Below are 14,204 nucleotides of genomic sequence, written 5' to 3'. Positions count from 1 at the left end.
CAATCGGAGATGTCTGCGGTCTCTACCAAGCCGAGGAATGCTGGAACTATCTGAAGGCCGCTGGATATGCGCCCAATTAAAAGTCCGATGCTCTAATCGAAAGAGAATCGCTCCCACAAGAGCGGTGAGGCGCGAAATTCACGGAAAACGAATCGCCGGATCCCCTCACCACCTGACGCTCCGATTCGCCGAGCGCGGTAGCGACCGTCGACCAAACAAAAAAAGGCCGGCGCTGCGGCCGGCCCTTTTGTTGAACTGAAAATCTGCCTCAGTTGAGGTACGGGATCGCTGCGATCGTCGCGTACCCGAACGTCAACCCGAAAAACAGCAGGGTGCGTTTGACAAGGTGTCCGGCCATTTATCCTGTTCCGTTGAGTTCTGGTTCCCCTCGGCCCCGTTAACGGCGGGCGGCCGAAAAGGTTCATTCCCCAGAGACTGATCTTGTGAGCCTTGCGGCGGTTCTTCGCCGGCCGCGCTGCTCTAAAGGAATCGCCGGCCTGCACAAGTGATTTTCACGCGAGAAAATGTCGAGGAAGTAAATGGTCCACAGTTCGCTGGGGCCTGTGTTCCCCCGGCCACAGAGGTCGCGTCTGCGGCACCCCGACGCAGCCGTATAACGCGAAAGCCCCGGCGCTCGGCCGGGGCTTTCAAACTCAACAAAGAGCCAGTGAGCGGCTACTCGGCCGCGTCGACCGGTGCTCCCTCGCCGCCGCTCAGATCGACGAGAGCGGCCTTGGCGGAGATCTCCGCCCGCTTGCGCTCGTCCTCGGCGATGAGCTCGTCACGCCGCTGAGCGATCGCCCGCAGCCGCGCAATCGCACCGCCAGTGCCGGCCGGAATAAGGCGGCCAACGATGACGTTCTCCTTGAGGCCCTCGAGCGTATCGATCTTGCCGTTGACGGCAGCATCGGTGAGCACCCGAGTGGTCTCCTGGAAGGAGGCCGCGGAGATGAACGAGCGGGTCTGCAGGCTCGCTTTGGTGATGCCCAGCAGCACCGGCACGCCTTCGGCGGTCCGCTTGCCCTCTTCGTGAAGGCGCGCATTGATCGCGTCGAGCTCGATACGGTCGACCTGCTCGCCCGAGATGAGGTCGCTGTCGCCCTGCTCGGTGATCTCGACCTTCTGCAGCATCTGGCGAACGATCACCTCGATGTGCTTGTCGTTGATCAACACGCCCTGCAGTCGGTAGACCTCCTGGATCTCGTTGACGAGGTAGGCAGCAAGCTCCTCCACGCCCTTGATCGCCAGGATGTCGTGCGGGGCCGGCAGACCATCGAGGATGAAGTCGCCCTTCTCGATGACGTCGCCTTCCTGCAGATGGAACGGCCGTCCCTTCGGGATCAGATATTCCACCGGATCGCCTTCGCCATCGACAGGCTCGATCACGATACGCCGCTTGTTCTTGTAGTCGCGGCCGAAGCGGACCATGCCTGCCTGCTCGGCAATGATGGCGTGATCCTTCGGCCGCCGCGCTTCGAAGAGCTCCGCCACCCGCGGCAGACCGCCGGTGATGTCGCGCGTCTTGGCGCTTTCAAGCGGGATACGTGCCAGCACGTCGCCCGGCGCCACCTGGTCTCCCGGTTCGACCGAGAGAATGGCATCGACCGAAAGCTGGTAGCGGGCATCGCCGCCACGCTCGAGCTTCGCCGGTTCGCCGTTCGCATCGAAGACGACGAGAGCAGGCTTCAAGTTCGCGCCACGCGGGCTCGCCCGCCAGTCGATGACGACGCGCTTGGTGATACCGGTCGATTCGTCGGCCGTCTCCGTCACGGAGGCGCCTTCGACCATATCCTCAAACGACACCTTGCCGCCGACTTCGGTCACGATCGGACGGGTATACGGATCCCATTCGGCGATACGCTGCCCGCGCTTGATCTTGTCGCCCTCGTCCACGAACAGCTTGGCGCCGTACGGAACGCGGTGGCTCGACCTCTCCTTGCCCTTCTCGTCGAGAATCGCGACCTGCATGTTGCGGCCCATGGCGATGAGCCGGCCATCGGAATTGCGCACCACCGAACGGTTACGAATCTCGACCGTGCCTTCGAACGTCGATTCCAGGAACGACTGGTCGACCACCTGCGCCGTACCACCGATGTGGAAGGTACGCATGGTGAGCTGCGTTCCCGGCTCGCCGATTGACTGCGCCGCGATGACACCGACGGCTTCGCCCATATTGACCGGCGTACCGCGAGCCAGATCGCGACCGTAGCACTTGCCGCAGACGCCGTATTTGGTCTCGCAGGTGAGAACCGAACGAATGAGCACGGACTGCACGCCCGCCGCCTCGATCGCTTCCACATGCCGCTCTTCGATGAGCTCGCCCTTCGGCACGATGATCTCGCCCGTGGCCGAATCCGTCACGTCTTCGGCCGCCGTGCGTCCAAGGACGCGCTGGCCGATCGTCGCGACAACCTGGCCTGCATCGACAATCGCCTGCATGGTGAGGCCATTCTCCGAGCCGCAATCGGTCTCGGTGATGATGCAGTCCTGCGCCACGTCGACGAGACGGCGCGTGAGATAACCCGAGTTCGCCGTCTTCAAAGCGGTGTCGGCCAGGCCCTTACGAGCACCGTGCGTGGAGTTGAAGTACTCCAGAACCGACAGGCCTTCCTTGAAGTTGGAGATGATCGGGCTCTCGATGATCTCGCCCGACGGCTTGGCCATCAGGCCACGCATGCCGGCAAGCTGCTTCATCTGAGCAGGCGAACCACGCGCACCGGAATGCGACATCATGTAGATGGAGTTGACCTGTTTCTGGCGCCCGGTCTCGTCGTCGAACTCGACCGCCTGGATCTTCTTCATCATCTCGTCGGCGACTTTGTCGGTGCACTTCGCCCACGCGTCGACGACCTTGTTGTACTTCTCGCCCTGAGTGATCAGGCCGTCATTGTACTGCTGCTCATACTCGGCCGCGAGCTGACGCGTCTCTTCGACGAGCGCCGTCTTCGCCTCCGGGATGACCATGTCGTCCTTGCCGAACGAAATGCCGGCACGAGCCGCCTGACGGAAGCCGAGCTGCATGATCCGGTCGCAGAAGATCACGGTCTCTTTCTGGCCCGTATGCCGGTAGACCGTATCGATCGTCCGGCTGATCTCCTTCTTCGTCATCAGCTTGTTGCAGATGTCGAACGGGATGGCGGGATGCTTCGGAAGAAGCTCGCCGATCAGCATGCGCCCAGGCGTTGTCTCGTAGATCTTCGAGTTCGGCTCGCCATCCGGGCCGATCCCCTTGTAGCGCCCCTTGATCTTCGTGTGCAGCGTCACCGCACCGACCTCGAGCGCGTGATGCAGCTCGTCGATCGAGCCGAACAGCATCCCCTCGCCCGGCTCGTTGTCCTGCATCACCGAGAGATAATAGAGACCAAGCACGATATCCTGCGACGGGACGATGATCGGCTGACCATTCGCCGGATGCAGAATGTTGTTGGTCGACATCATCAAGACGCGCGCTTCGAGCTGTGCTTCCAGCGACAACGGCACGTGGACCGCCATCTGGTCGCCGTCGAAGTCGGCATTGAAGGCCGCACAGACGAGCGGATGCAGCTGGATCGCCTTGCCTTCCACCAGCACCGGCTCGAAAGCCTGAATTCCGAGGCGGTGCAAGGTCGGCGCCCGGTTCAGCATCACCGGATGCTCGCGGATGACCTCGTCCAGGATATCCCAGACTTCCGGCTTCTCCTTCTCCACCAGCTTCTTCGCCTGCTTCACCGTGGCCGAATAGCCCTTGGCGTCGAGGCGCGAATAGATGAACGGCTTGAAGAGCTCCAGCGCCATCTTCTTCGGCAGACCGCACTGATGCAGCTTCATCTCCGGGCCGACCACGATGACCGACCGGCCGGAATAGTCGACGCGCTTGCCGAGGAGGTTCTGCCGGAAACGGCCCTGCTTGCCCTTCAGCATGTCGGAGAGCGACTTCAGCGGGCGCTTGTTGGTGCCCGTGATGACGCGGCCGCGACGGCCGTTGTCGAACAGCGCATCGACGGATTCCTGCAGCATCCGCTTTTCGTTGCGGATGATGATGTCCGGCGCACGCAGCTCGATGAGGCGCTTCAGGCGGTTGTTGCGGTTGATGACGCGGCGATAGAGATCGTTGAGATCGGACGTCGCGAAACGACCGCCATCGAGCGGCACGAGCGGACGCAGATCCGGCGGAATGACCGGAACGACCGTCATCACCATCCATTCCGGACGGTTGCCGGAGGCCATGAAGGCCTCGATGACCTTGAGGCGCTTGGCGAGCTTCTTCGGCTTCAGCTCCGTCGTCGCTTCCGCGATCTCCTGGCGCAAGCGCACGGCCTCCGTCTCGAGATCGATCGCCATCAAGAGCTCGCGCACGGCTTCTGCGCCGATCATGGCGGTGAAGCTGTCTGCACCGTACTGATCCTGCGCTTCGAGATACTCGTCTTCGGAAAGCAGCTGCTTTTCCTGAAGCGGCGTGATGCCCGGCTCAACGACGATATAGTTCTCGAAATAGAGGACGCGCTCGATGTCCTTCAGCGTCATGTCGAGCATGAGAGCGATGCGGGACGGAAGCGACTTCAGGAACCAGATGTGAGCAACCGGAGCGGCGAGCTCAATATGGCCCATGCGCTCGCGCCGAACCCGGGCGAGCGTGACTTCCACACCGCACTTTTCGCAGATGATGCCCTTATACTTCATCCGCTTGTACTTGCCGCACAGGCACTCATAGTCCTTGATCGGGCCAAAGATGCGCGCGCAGAACAGACCGTCGCGTTCAGGCTTGAACGTCCGGTAGTTGATGGTTTCCGGCTTTTTGATCTCGCCGTAAGACCAAGACAGAATCTTCTCAGGGCTCGCAAGAGAAATTCGAATCTGATCGAACGTCTGCTGCTGCGCCTGCGGGCTGAAGATGTTCATGACCTCTTGGTTCATAGGGTCATTCTCCTTGCCAATGTTCCTCGCGCCGCACCAAGCGACGCCGCGCCGCCGGGGGAAGCGGCTGGGTTAGTCGGGTCGAGGCAATGGGATGCCGCACTATTCTGCGGCATCCTTGTCGTAACTCTGTGGCAGAGAACGCATCTTCTCGGAATCTTCCAGATCGACGCTGAGGCCGAGCGAACGCATCTCTTTGACGAGAACGTTGAAGCTCTCCGGGATACCTGCTTCGAAGGTATCGTCGCCTCTGACGATCGCTTCGTAGACCTTGGTGCGGCCCGCGACGTCGTCCGATTTCACCGTCAGCATCTCCTGCAAGGTATAGGCCGCGCCGTAAGCTTCCAGGGCCCAGACCTCCATTTCGCCGAAACGCTGTCCGCCGAACTGTGCCTTACCGCCCAGCGGCTGCTGGGTGACGAGCGAGTACGGGCCGATGGAGCGTGCATGGATCTTGTCGTCGACGAGATGGTGCAGCTTCAGCATGTAGATGTAGCCGACCGTCACGTTACGATCGAACGGCTCGCCGGTTTTGCCGTCGAAGAGCTGCGCCTGGCCCGAGCGGTTGAGACCCGCCTTTTCCAGAAGCTCGTCGATATCGGCCTCTTTGGCACCGTCGAAGACCGGGGTCGCAATCGGCACACCGGAGGTGAGCTGATGACCAAGACGCACGACCGATTCATCGTCGAACGACGAGATCTTCTCGTTCTTCTCGTTGTCGTCGTAAATGCCCGACAGATGTGAGCGCAAAGGCTGCACGTCGCCACTCTTGCGATAGGCTTCCACGAGTTCGCCGATCTGCTTGCCGAGATTGGCGCAAGCCCAGCCGAGATGTGTCTCGAGGATCTGTCCGACATTCATGCGGCTCGGCACGCCGAGCGGATTGAGCACGATATCGGCATGTGTTCCGTCTGCCAGGAACGGCATGTCCTCGACCGGCACGATCTTCGACACGACACCCTTGTTGCCATGTCGGCCGGCCATCTTGTCGCCAGGCTGGATCTTGCGCTTCACCGCGACGAAGACCTTGACCATCTTCATGACACCCGGGGGCAGTTCGTCACCGCGCTGCAGCTTCTCGACCTTGTCGATGAAGCGGTTTTCCAGACGCTTGCGGCTCTCGTCGTACTGCTGCTTGAGGCCCTCGATGTCCGACATCTTCTTGTCGTCGCCGACGGCAAACAGCCACCACTGCGAGCGGGGATATTCTGCCATCACCTCGTCGGTGATTTCAGTGCCCTTCTTGAAGCCCTTCGGTCCGGCAGCACCCGCCTCGCCGCGCAGCATGTCGGCCAGACGGCCGTAGATGTTGCGGTCGAGGATCGACTGCTCGTCGTCACGATCCTTGGCAAGGCGCTCGATCTCTTCGCGCTCGATCGCCATCGCGCGCTCGTCTTTCTCCACGCCGTGGCGGTTGAAGACGCGCACTTCCACGATGGTGCCGTAGGTTCCTGGCGGCATGCGGAGCGAGGTGTCCCGCACGTCCGAGGCCTTCTCACCGAAGATCGCGCGCAGAAGCTTCTCTTCCGGCGTGATCGGGCTTTCACCCTTCGGCGTGATCTTGCCGACCAGAATGTCGCCCGGCTGCACTTCCGCACCGATATAGACGATGCCCGCTTCGTCGAGATTGCGAAGCGCCTCTTCCGAGACGTTCGGAATGTCGCGCGTGATCTCTTCCGGCCCGAGCTTCGTGTCGCGCGCCATCACCTCGAATTCTTCGATATGGATCGAGGTGAAGACGTCATCGCGCACGATGCGCTCAGACAAGAGGATGGAATCCTCGAAGTTGTAGCCGTTCCACGGCATAAACGCGACGAGCACGTTCCGCCCAAGCGCCAGATCACCGATATCGGTCGACGGACCGTCGGCGATCACCTCGCCCTTGCGCACCTGCTCACCGACCCGCACCAGAGGACGCTGCGTGATGCAGGTGTTCTGGTTGGAGCGCTGGAACTTCTGCAGCCGGTAGATGTCGACGCCCGACTTCGAGGTGTCGATCTCTTCCGTGGCCCGGATGACGATACGCGTGGCATCGACCTGATCGACAACGCCGGTCCGCCTTGCCGTGATCGCTGCGCCCGAATCGCGTGCCACGATCGGCTCCATGCCGGTGCCGACGAGCGGCGCCTCGGCACGCACCAGAGGCACGGCCTGCCGCTGCATGTTCGATCCCATGAGCGCGCGGTTGGCGTCATCGTTCTCCAGGAAGGGAATGAGCGCCGCCGCCACCGAAACGAGCTGTTTCGGCGACACGTCCATGAGGTCGACCTTGTCGCGCGACACCATCGAGACGTCGCCGCTGTGACGGCAGGTGACGAGCTCGTTGGCGAACCGCCCCTCTTCGTCGAGCTGAGCGTTCGCCTGCGCGACCGTGTACTTCGCCTCTTCCATGGCCGAGAGATAGACGACCTCGTCCGTCACCTTGCCTTCGACGATGCGCCGATACGGGCTTTCGATGAAGCCGTATTTGTTGACGCGCGCGAAGGTGGCGAGCGAGTTGATGAGGCCGATATTCGGGCCTTCCGGTGTCTCAATTGGACAGATGCGGCCGTAATGGGTCGGATGCACGTCGCGCACTTCGAAGCCGGCCCGCTCACGCGTCAAACCACCCGGACCGAGCGCCGACAGGCGCCGCTTGTGGGTGATTTCCGAGAGCGGATTGGTCTGGTCCATGAACTGCGACAGCTGCGAAGATCCGAAGAACTCGCGCACCGCTGCGGCCGCCGGCTTGGCGTTGATCAGATCCTGCGGCATCACCGTGTCGATTTCGACCGACGACATGCGCTCCTTGATCGCCCGCTCCATGCGCAGAAGGCCAACGCGGTACTGATTCTCCATCAGCTCGCCGACCGAACGCACGCGGCGGTTGCCGAGATTGTCGATGTCGTCGATCTCACCGCGACCGTCGCGCAGGTCGAGCAGCATGCGGATGACGGCAAGGATATCCTCCTTGCGCAGGACCCGCATCGTGTCCTCGGTCTGAAGGTCGAGGCGCATGTTCATCTTCACGCGGCCGACCGCAGAGAGGTCGTAGCGCTCCGGATCGAAGAACAGCGACTGGAACATCGCCTCCGCCGTCTCGATCGTCGGCGGCTCGCCCGGGCGCATCACGCGGTAGATGTCGAACAGCGCGTCTTCTCGGCTCTCATTCTTATCGGCGGCCAACGTGTTGCGCATATAGGCGCCGACATTGACGTGATCGATCTCGAGAAGCGCGATCTCTTCGCGGTTGAGCTCGCGAAGCTGGTCGAGCATCTTCTCGGAGACCTCATCGCCGGCCTCCGCATAGATCTCCCCCGTCTCGAAGTTGACGATGTCCTCGCCGAGATAACGGCCGAGAACCTGCTCGTCGGAGACGACCAGCGACTTGACGCCCTTTTCGACCAGCTGACGCGCCAGGCGCGCGGTGATCTTTTTGCCGGCCTCGACGACGACTTCGCCGCTCGCCGCGTCGACATAGTCTTCGCTCGCCTTGGTCCCGCGCAGCTTTTCCGGATCGAAAGGAACGATCCAGCCATTGTCGCCGCGCGTCGCCGTCACGATGTCGTAGAAGGTCGAGAGGATTTCTTCGCCGTCCATCCCGAGCGCCATCAAAAGCGACGTGACCGGAATCTTGCGGCGGCGGTCGATGCGCGCATGCACGACGTCCTTGGCGTCGAACTCAATGTCGAGCCAGGAGCCGCGATACGGAATGATGCGGGCGGCAAACAGAAGCTTGCCCGACGAATGCGTCTTGCCCTTGTCGTGGTCGAAGAAGACGCCAGGCGAACGGTGCATCTGCGAGACGATGACGCGCTCGGTGCCGTTGATGATGAAAGTGCCGTTGTCCGTCATCAACGGCATGTCGCCCATATAGACGTCCTGCTCTTTGATGTCCTTGACGGACTTCGCACCCGTATCCTCGTCCACATCGAAGACGATCAGCCGCAGAGTCACCTTGAGCGGCGCGGCGTAGGTTATGTCACGCTGCCGGCATTCGTCGGTATCGTATTTCGGCGGCTCGAATTCGTAGCGCACAAACTCCAGCATCGCCTGGCCGGAGAAGTCCGTGATCGGGAAAACGGACTTGAAGACGGCCTGAATGCCTTCGTCGCCGCGGCCGCCCTCCGGCTCTTCCACCATGAGAAACTGATCGTAGGAGGATTTCTGCACCTCGATCAGGTTCGGCATCTCGGCCGCTTCGGTGATGTGACCAAAGAACTTGCGGATGCGGCGGCGGCCGGAAAAGCTTGCGGTCTGAACGGCAGTGTTCGCCATGGATGGTCCTCGTCCTCGCTCGGAGCGGATGTTGACGGCTGTCTGGAGGGTCGCCTTGATGGGCGACCATCGAGAAAGCCTGCGGGCGGCCCCGCGTTTATGCGGGACCGCCCAATCTCAAACGCACAAAACTCTGTGCGCCAACAGAAGCTTACTTGAGCTCGACGGTAGCGCCGGCTTCTTCGAGCTTCTTCTTGATCTCTTCGGCCTCGGCCTTCGAAGCCGCTTCCTTGACCGGCTTCGGAGCGCCTTCGACCAGATCCTTCGCCTCTTTCAGTCCGAGGCCGGTGATGGCGCGGACTTCCTTGATGACGTTGATCTTCTTGTCGCCGGCAGAGGCGAGGATGACGTCGAACTCATCCTTTTCCTCTTCCGCAGCAGCCTCGCCGCCAGCAGCGCCACCGGCAGCCGCAACGGCAACCGGAGCGGCGGCGGAGACGCCCCACTTCTCTTCCAGCATCTTGGAGAGCTCAGCGGCCTCCAGCACGGTCAGGTTGGACAGATCGTCCACAATCTTAGCAAGATCAGCCATTTACTCAGTTCCTTGTCGGTTCGAACCGGATTGGTCTCTTCAAGGCCGGCCTCAAGCCGCCTCGTCCTTTTTCGCGTACGCTCCGAAAACCCGGGCAAGCTGTGCGGCAGGCGCCTGCGTGACACCCGCAAGGCGGGTCGCAGGCGTATTGATCATGCCGACCAACTTGGCACGCAGCTCATCCAGCGACGGAAGCTTGGCAAGCGCCTCCACTCCGTCCTTGTCCAGATTGGTTGCACCCATGGCGCCGCCGAGAATGACGAACTTCTCCTTCGCCTTGGCGAAGTCTGCGGCGACTTTGGGAGCAGCGACGGGATCATCTGAATAGGCGATGACCGTCGGACCCTGGAACAGATCGCTGATATGCTCGGCGTCCGTGCCCTTCAGAGCGAGCTTGACGAGGCGGTTCTTGACCACCTTGAGGCTCCCGCCCGCAGCGCGCATGCGACCGCGAAGGTCGGTCATGTCGGCGACGGTCAGGCCGGAATAGTGGGCAACGACCACAACGCCCGTGTCCGAAAACACGCCGTTGAGGCTGTCGACCATTTCGCTTTTCTGCGCTCTATCCACTGCCTCTTCCTCATCTGCCTCCCCATCTTTGGACAGGGAGACGGCTTCGCTTCTGCCGCCCTGCCCTTGCGGGCCACTCCTTGCGGAGAGGGCGGCGGTGAACGCCTGTCCCCCTGCCTTCGCGACGGAAGGCGCGGGCCCCGGAAACCCGGGGGCTGAGGTTCGAACCGACTGCCTTGCGGCGAATTCGGCCCATCACCGTCTCATGCAGGCCCCTCGTGACACTCGGGCTTAAGAGGACAAAATTCCTCACCTGCAGTCTCGGACAGGTCGGCCGCCGGCTTGCCGGCGGCCTTTCCGGCCGGATCGCTCCGGCTGGAATTTCTACTCAGCTCGCAGAAAGCGAGCTGACGTCGATTTTGACACCAGGTCCCTGCGTCGAGGCGATCGTCACACGCTGAAGGTACGATCCCTTGGCGCCGGTCGGCTTGGCGCGATTGACTGCGTCCGTGAACGCGCGGAGGTTTTCGATAAGCGCCTCCTCGCTGAACGAGGCCTTCCCGATACCGGCGTGAACGATACCCGCCTTCTCGACGCGGAACTCCACCGAACCGCCCTTGGCGTCCTTGACGGCCTTGGCAACGTCCATGGTCACGCTTCCGACCTTCGGGTTCGGCATCATGCCGCGCGGCCCGAGAATCTTACCGAGACGACCGACGAGCGGCATCATGTCCGGCGTGGCGATGACCCGATCGAAGTTGATTTGGCCATTCTGAACCTGTTCTACAAGGTCTTCCGCCCCGACGACATCGGCACCGGCCTTCTGCGCATCGTCCGCCTTTTCGCCACGAGCGAAGACGGCGACCCGAACCGTGCGGCCCGTACCGTTCGGCAGCGAGACGACGCCGCGGACCATCTGGTCGGCGTGGCGCGGATCGACGCCGAGATTGAACGCCACCTCGACGGTCTCGTCGAACTTCGCCTTGGCGCGCTCTTTGACCATGCGGACCGCCTCATCGGCGGCGTAGAGCTTTTCGCGATCGATGCCTTCCGAGATCGACTGCATACGCTTTGCTACTTTCGCCATGACGTCAGCCCACCACTTCCAGGCCCATCGAGCGCGCGGAGCCCTCGACCATACGCATTGCCGCTTCGACGTCGGCAGCGTTGAGATCCTTCATTTTCTGCTCAGCGATCTCGCGCACCTGATCGCGCGACACCTTGCCAGCACCGTCCTTGCCCGGCGCCTTCGAGCCCTTCTGGACCTTGGCGGCCTTCTTCAGGAAGTAGGACACCGGCGGCGTCTTCATCGCGAAGGTGAAGGATTTGTCGGCGAAGATGGTGATCACCACCGGCACCGGAGAGCCCTTCTCCATTTCCTGAGAAGCGGCGTTGAAATCCTTGCAGAACTGCATAATGTTCAGACCGCGCTGACCCAGCGCCGGTCCGATTGGCGGAGACGGATTAGCCGCACCCGCCGGTACCTGCAGCTTCAGGTACCCTGTAATCTTCTTTGCCATCTTTCACTCCGTTATGTGCCGCCCGGAGACAGACCCCGGCGGCGCGGCGCGACGCGTGGTCCGGCCTTGATGGGACGCTGTGGCCACCGTCCCGACCTCCCACACTTCAACTAGAAGACCGAAGCCTTCCGCTCGACCGCCGGATCGCACGGACCGACGGCCATTCGGGTCAGAGCTTTTCGACCTGCCCGTATTCCAACTCGACAGGGGTCGAGCGCCCGAAGATCGACACAGCGACTTTGACGCGCGCCCTCTCCTCGTCGACCTCCTCGACATTGCCCTCGAAGGACGCGAAAGGTCCGTCGGCAACGCGAATTCTCTCGCCAATCTCGAAATTGACGGAAGGCTTCGGACGATCGACGCCTTCCTGCACCTGCGCCATGATGCGCTCGGCTTCCGAATCAGGGATCGGCGTGGGCTTGTTGTCGGCACCAAGAAAGCCGGTCACTTTCGGCGTATTCTTGATGAGATGGAACGCCTCGTCGGTCATATCCATCTTGACGAGCACATAGCCCGGAAAAAACTTGCGCTCCGCGTCGACCTTGCGGCCACGACGCACCTCGACAACCTTCTCCTTCGGAACCAGGATCTCATCGATCAGATGATCGAGCCCCGCCGCCTCCGCTTTTTCGCGAATGGACTCAGCGACCTTGTTCTCAAAATTCGAGTAGGCGTGGACGATATACCAGCGTTTCGCCATCAATCTCTGCCTTGCGGGCTCAGCCAGCAGCGCCGAGCAGCAACCCGACGCCCCAGCTCATAATCTGGTCCGCGACGAAAAAGAAAATCGCCGCCAGAAATACCATGACGAACACCATCACGGTTGTGATCAGCGTCTCGCGCCGAGTTGGCCAAGTGACCTTGCCGACTTCGGTCCGCGTCTGCTGTAGGAATTGAAAAGGATTGGTTTTCGCCATGCCGCCGAACTCAAAGGCGCGCGATCACCCTGACCGCGCGCCTCCGAACCTTCTAGTTAGTCAGTTTCATCCGTCGACGCAACCCCCTCATTAAGGCTCCCTTAAGAGTGGATCACGATCCCGTCTGTAATCTGGCAGGGGCGGAGGGATTCGAACCCCCGACCACCGGTTTTGGAGACCGGTGCTCTACCAGCTGAGCTACACCCCTTCACCCGGCATCATCGCGAAGTGCGATTTGCCGGAACGAAATTCGCTTGAGCGACCATGGCGGCCGACTCGCCTGCGCTGGAACTACACAGATGCAGCTGCCGGCGCAAGCGCAACCGAGCAACCTTCGAGCATGAAAGGCCGATCCGCAGCAATCCGTCACGGTCGGCCCCTCTCCACGCCCGATCTCGGTTACTCGATGATTTCGGAGACGATGCCGGCGCCGACGGTGCGGCCGCCTTCACGGATGGCGAAGCGCAGCTTCTCTTCCATCGCGATCGGCACGATCAGCGTGACGTCCATCGTCACATTGTCGCCCGGCATCACCATCTCGGTGCCCTCGGGCAGCGTCACGACACCCGTCACGTCCGTCGTCCGGAAGTAGAACTGAGGACGGTAGTTGGTGAAGAACGGCGTGTGCCGGCCACCCTCTTCCTTCGTCAGAATGTACGCTTCCGCCTTGAACTTCGTGTGCGGCGTCACCGAACCCGGCTTGCACAGGATCTGCCCGCGCTCCACGCCCTCGCGGTCGATGCCGCGAAGAAGTGCGCCGATGTTGTCGCCCGCCTGGCCGCTGTCCAGCAGCTTGCGGAACATCTCAACGCCCGTCACCGTCGTCTTGCGGGTGTCGCGGATGCCGACGATCTCGACTTCCTCACCCACCTTGATCTGGCCGCGTTCCACACGACCCGTCACAACCGTGCCGCGCCCGGAGATTGAGAACACGTCCTCGATCGGCATCAGGAACGGCTGGTCGATCGGACGCTCCGGCGTCGGGATATATTCGTCGACAGCCGCCATCAGAGCGCGGATCGAATCCTCGCCAAGCGCCTTGTCGCCGTCCTCGAGCGCCACAAGCGCCGAGCCCTTGATCACCGGAATGTCGTCGCCCGGGAATTCGTAGGACGACAGAAGCTCGCGAACCTCGAGCTCGACGAGCTCAAGAAGCTCCTCGTCGTCGACCTGGTCGACCTTGTTCATGTAAACGACAAGCGCCGGAACACCGACCTGACGGGCGAGCAAAATGTGCTCACGCGTCTGCGGCATCGGACCGTCGGCCGCAGACACCACCAGGATCGCGCCGTCCATCTGCGCCGCGCCCGTGATCATGTTCTTCACATAGTCGGCGTGACCCGGGCAGTCGACATGCGCGTAGTGACGGTTCTCCGTCTCGTACTCCACATGCGCCGTCGAGATTGTGATGCCGCGCGCCTTCTCTTCCGGCGCCGCATCAATCTGGTCGTAGGCCCGATATTCGCCAAAGAACTTCGTGATCGCTGCCGTCAGCGTCGTCTTGCCATGGTCGACGTGACCGATCGTCCCGATGTTCGCATGCGGCTTCGTGCGCGAAAATTTCTCTTTTGCCAT

Annotated in this window: 9 protein-coding genes and 1 tRNA gene; all 10 read right to left on the bottom strand. The window is 61.8% G+C overall.

All coding sequences use genetic code 11. The features are described from left to right. Nucleotides 1-675: 675 nt before the first annotated feature. On the bottom strand, nt 676-4,893 hold the full coding sequence (gene rpoC / locus BLP76_RS18355) for a DNA-directed RNA polymerase subunit beta' (protein WP_092816661.1): 4,218 nt from the start codon (nt 4,891-4,893) through the stop codon (nt 676-678). A 102-nt stretch (nt 4,894-4,995) separates the two neighbouring features. Continuing rightward, nucleotides 4,996-9,150, bottom strand: coding sequence for a DNA-directed RNA polymerase subunit beta (gene rpoB / locus BLP76_RS18350; RefSeq protein WP_092816659.1), 4,155 nt, complete (start codon nt 9,148-9,150; stop codon nt 4,996-4,998). Between the two features lie 151 nt (nt 9,151-9,301). Then, the gene (rplL, locus tag BLP76_RS18345; RefSeq protein ID WP_092816657.1) at nt 9,302-9,682 is read right to left on the bottom strand and encodes a 50S ribosomal protein L7/L12; all 381 of its coding nucleotides are present in this window, start codon (nt 9,680-9,682) and stop codon (nt 9,302-9,304) included. A gap of 51 nt (nt 9,683-9,733) precedes the next feature. Next, a complete protein-coding gene (gene rplJ, locus BLP76_RS18340) occupies nt 9,734-10,252 on the bottom strand; it encodes a 50S ribosomal protein L10 (RefSeq protein ID WP_092816655.1) in 519 nt (172 codons plus the stop codon). Between the two features lie 328 nt (nt 10,253-10,580). Continuing rightward, nucleotides 10,581-11,279, bottom strand: coding sequence for a 50S ribosomal protein L1 (gene rplA, locus BLP76_RS18335; protein WP_092816653.1), 699 nt, complete (start codon nt 11,277-11,279; stop codon nt 10,581-10,583). A gap of 4 nt (nt 11,280-11,283) precedes the next feature. Continuing rightward, the gene (rplK, locus tag BLP76_RS18330) at nt 11,284-11,712 is read right to left on the bottom strand and encodes a 50S ribosomal protein L11 (protein ID WP_092816651.1); all 429 of its coding nucleotides are present in this window, start codon (nt 11,710-11,712) and stop codon (nt 11,284-11,286) included. Between the two features lie 169 nt (nt 11,713-11,881). Then, a complete protein-coding gene (nusG, locus tag BLP76_RS18325; RefSeq protein ID WP_092816649.1) occupies nt 11,882-12,412 on the bottom strand; it encodes a transcription termination/antitermination protein NusG in 531 nt (176 codons plus the stop codon). A 19-nt stretch (nt 12,413-12,431) separates the two neighbouring features. Then, the gene (gene secE, locus BLP76_RS18320) at nt 12,432-12,629 is read right to left on the bottom strand and encodes a preprotein translocase subunit SecE (RefSeq protein ID WP_092816647.1); all 198 of its coding nucleotides are present in this window, start codon (nt 12,627-12,629) and stop codon (nt 12,432-12,434) included. A gap of 132 nt (nt 12,630-12,761) precedes the next feature. After that, nucleotides 12,762-12,837, bottom strand: a tRNA-Trp gene (locus BLP76_RS18315). Nucleotides 12,838-13,028: 191 nt separating this feature from the next. Beyond that, complete coding sequence (tuf, locus tag BLP76_RS18310) at nt 13,029-14,204, bottom strand: elongation factor Tu (RefSeq protein WP_092816183.1); 1,176 nt, start codon at nt 14,202-14,204, stop codon at nt 13,029-13,031.

This window comes from Afifella marina DSM 2698 (assembly GCF_900102695.1).
GTDB classification, from domain to species: Bacteria; Pseudomonadota; Alphaproteobacteria; order Rhizobiales; family Afifellaceae; genus Afifella; species Afifella marina.
Note: the sequence above shows the minus strand (reverse complement) of the source record. Positions and strands in the feature narration are given on the sequence as shown.

Excerpts from the sequence above, each read along its gene's own strand:
- nusG (WP_092816649.1), bottom strand. The coding sequence starts at position 12,412 with ATGGCGAAACGCTGGTATATCGTCCACGCCTACTCGAATTTTGAGAAC.
- rpoC (WP_092816661.1), bottom strand. The coding sequence starts at position 4,893 with ATGAACCAAGAGGTCATGAACATCTTCAGCCCGCAGGCGCAGCAGCAG.
- rplA (WP_092816653.1), bottom strand. The coding sequence starts at position 11,279 with ATGGCGAAAGTAGCAAAGCGTATGCAGTCGATCTCGGAAGGCATCGAT.
- rplK (WP_092816651.1), bottom strand. The coding sequence starts at position 11,712 with ATGGCAAAGAAGATTACAGGGTACCTGAAGCTGCAGGTACCGGCGGGT.
- rpoB (WP_092816659.1), bottom strand. The coding sequence starts at position 9,150 with ATGGCGAACACTGCCGTTCAGACCGCAAGCTTTTCCGGCCGCCGCCGC.
- secE (WP_092816647.1), bottom strand. The coding sequence starts at position 12,629 with ATGGCGAAAACCAATCCTTTTCAATTCCTACAGCAGACGCGGACCGAA.
- tuf (WP_092816183.1), bottom strand. The coding sequence starts at position 14,204 with ATGGCAAAAGAGAAATTTTCGCGCACGAAGCCGCATGCGAACATCGGG.
- rplL (WP_092816657.1), bottom strand. The coding sequence starts at position 9,682 with ATGGCTGATCTTGCTAAGATTGTGGACGATCTGTCCAACCTGACCGTG.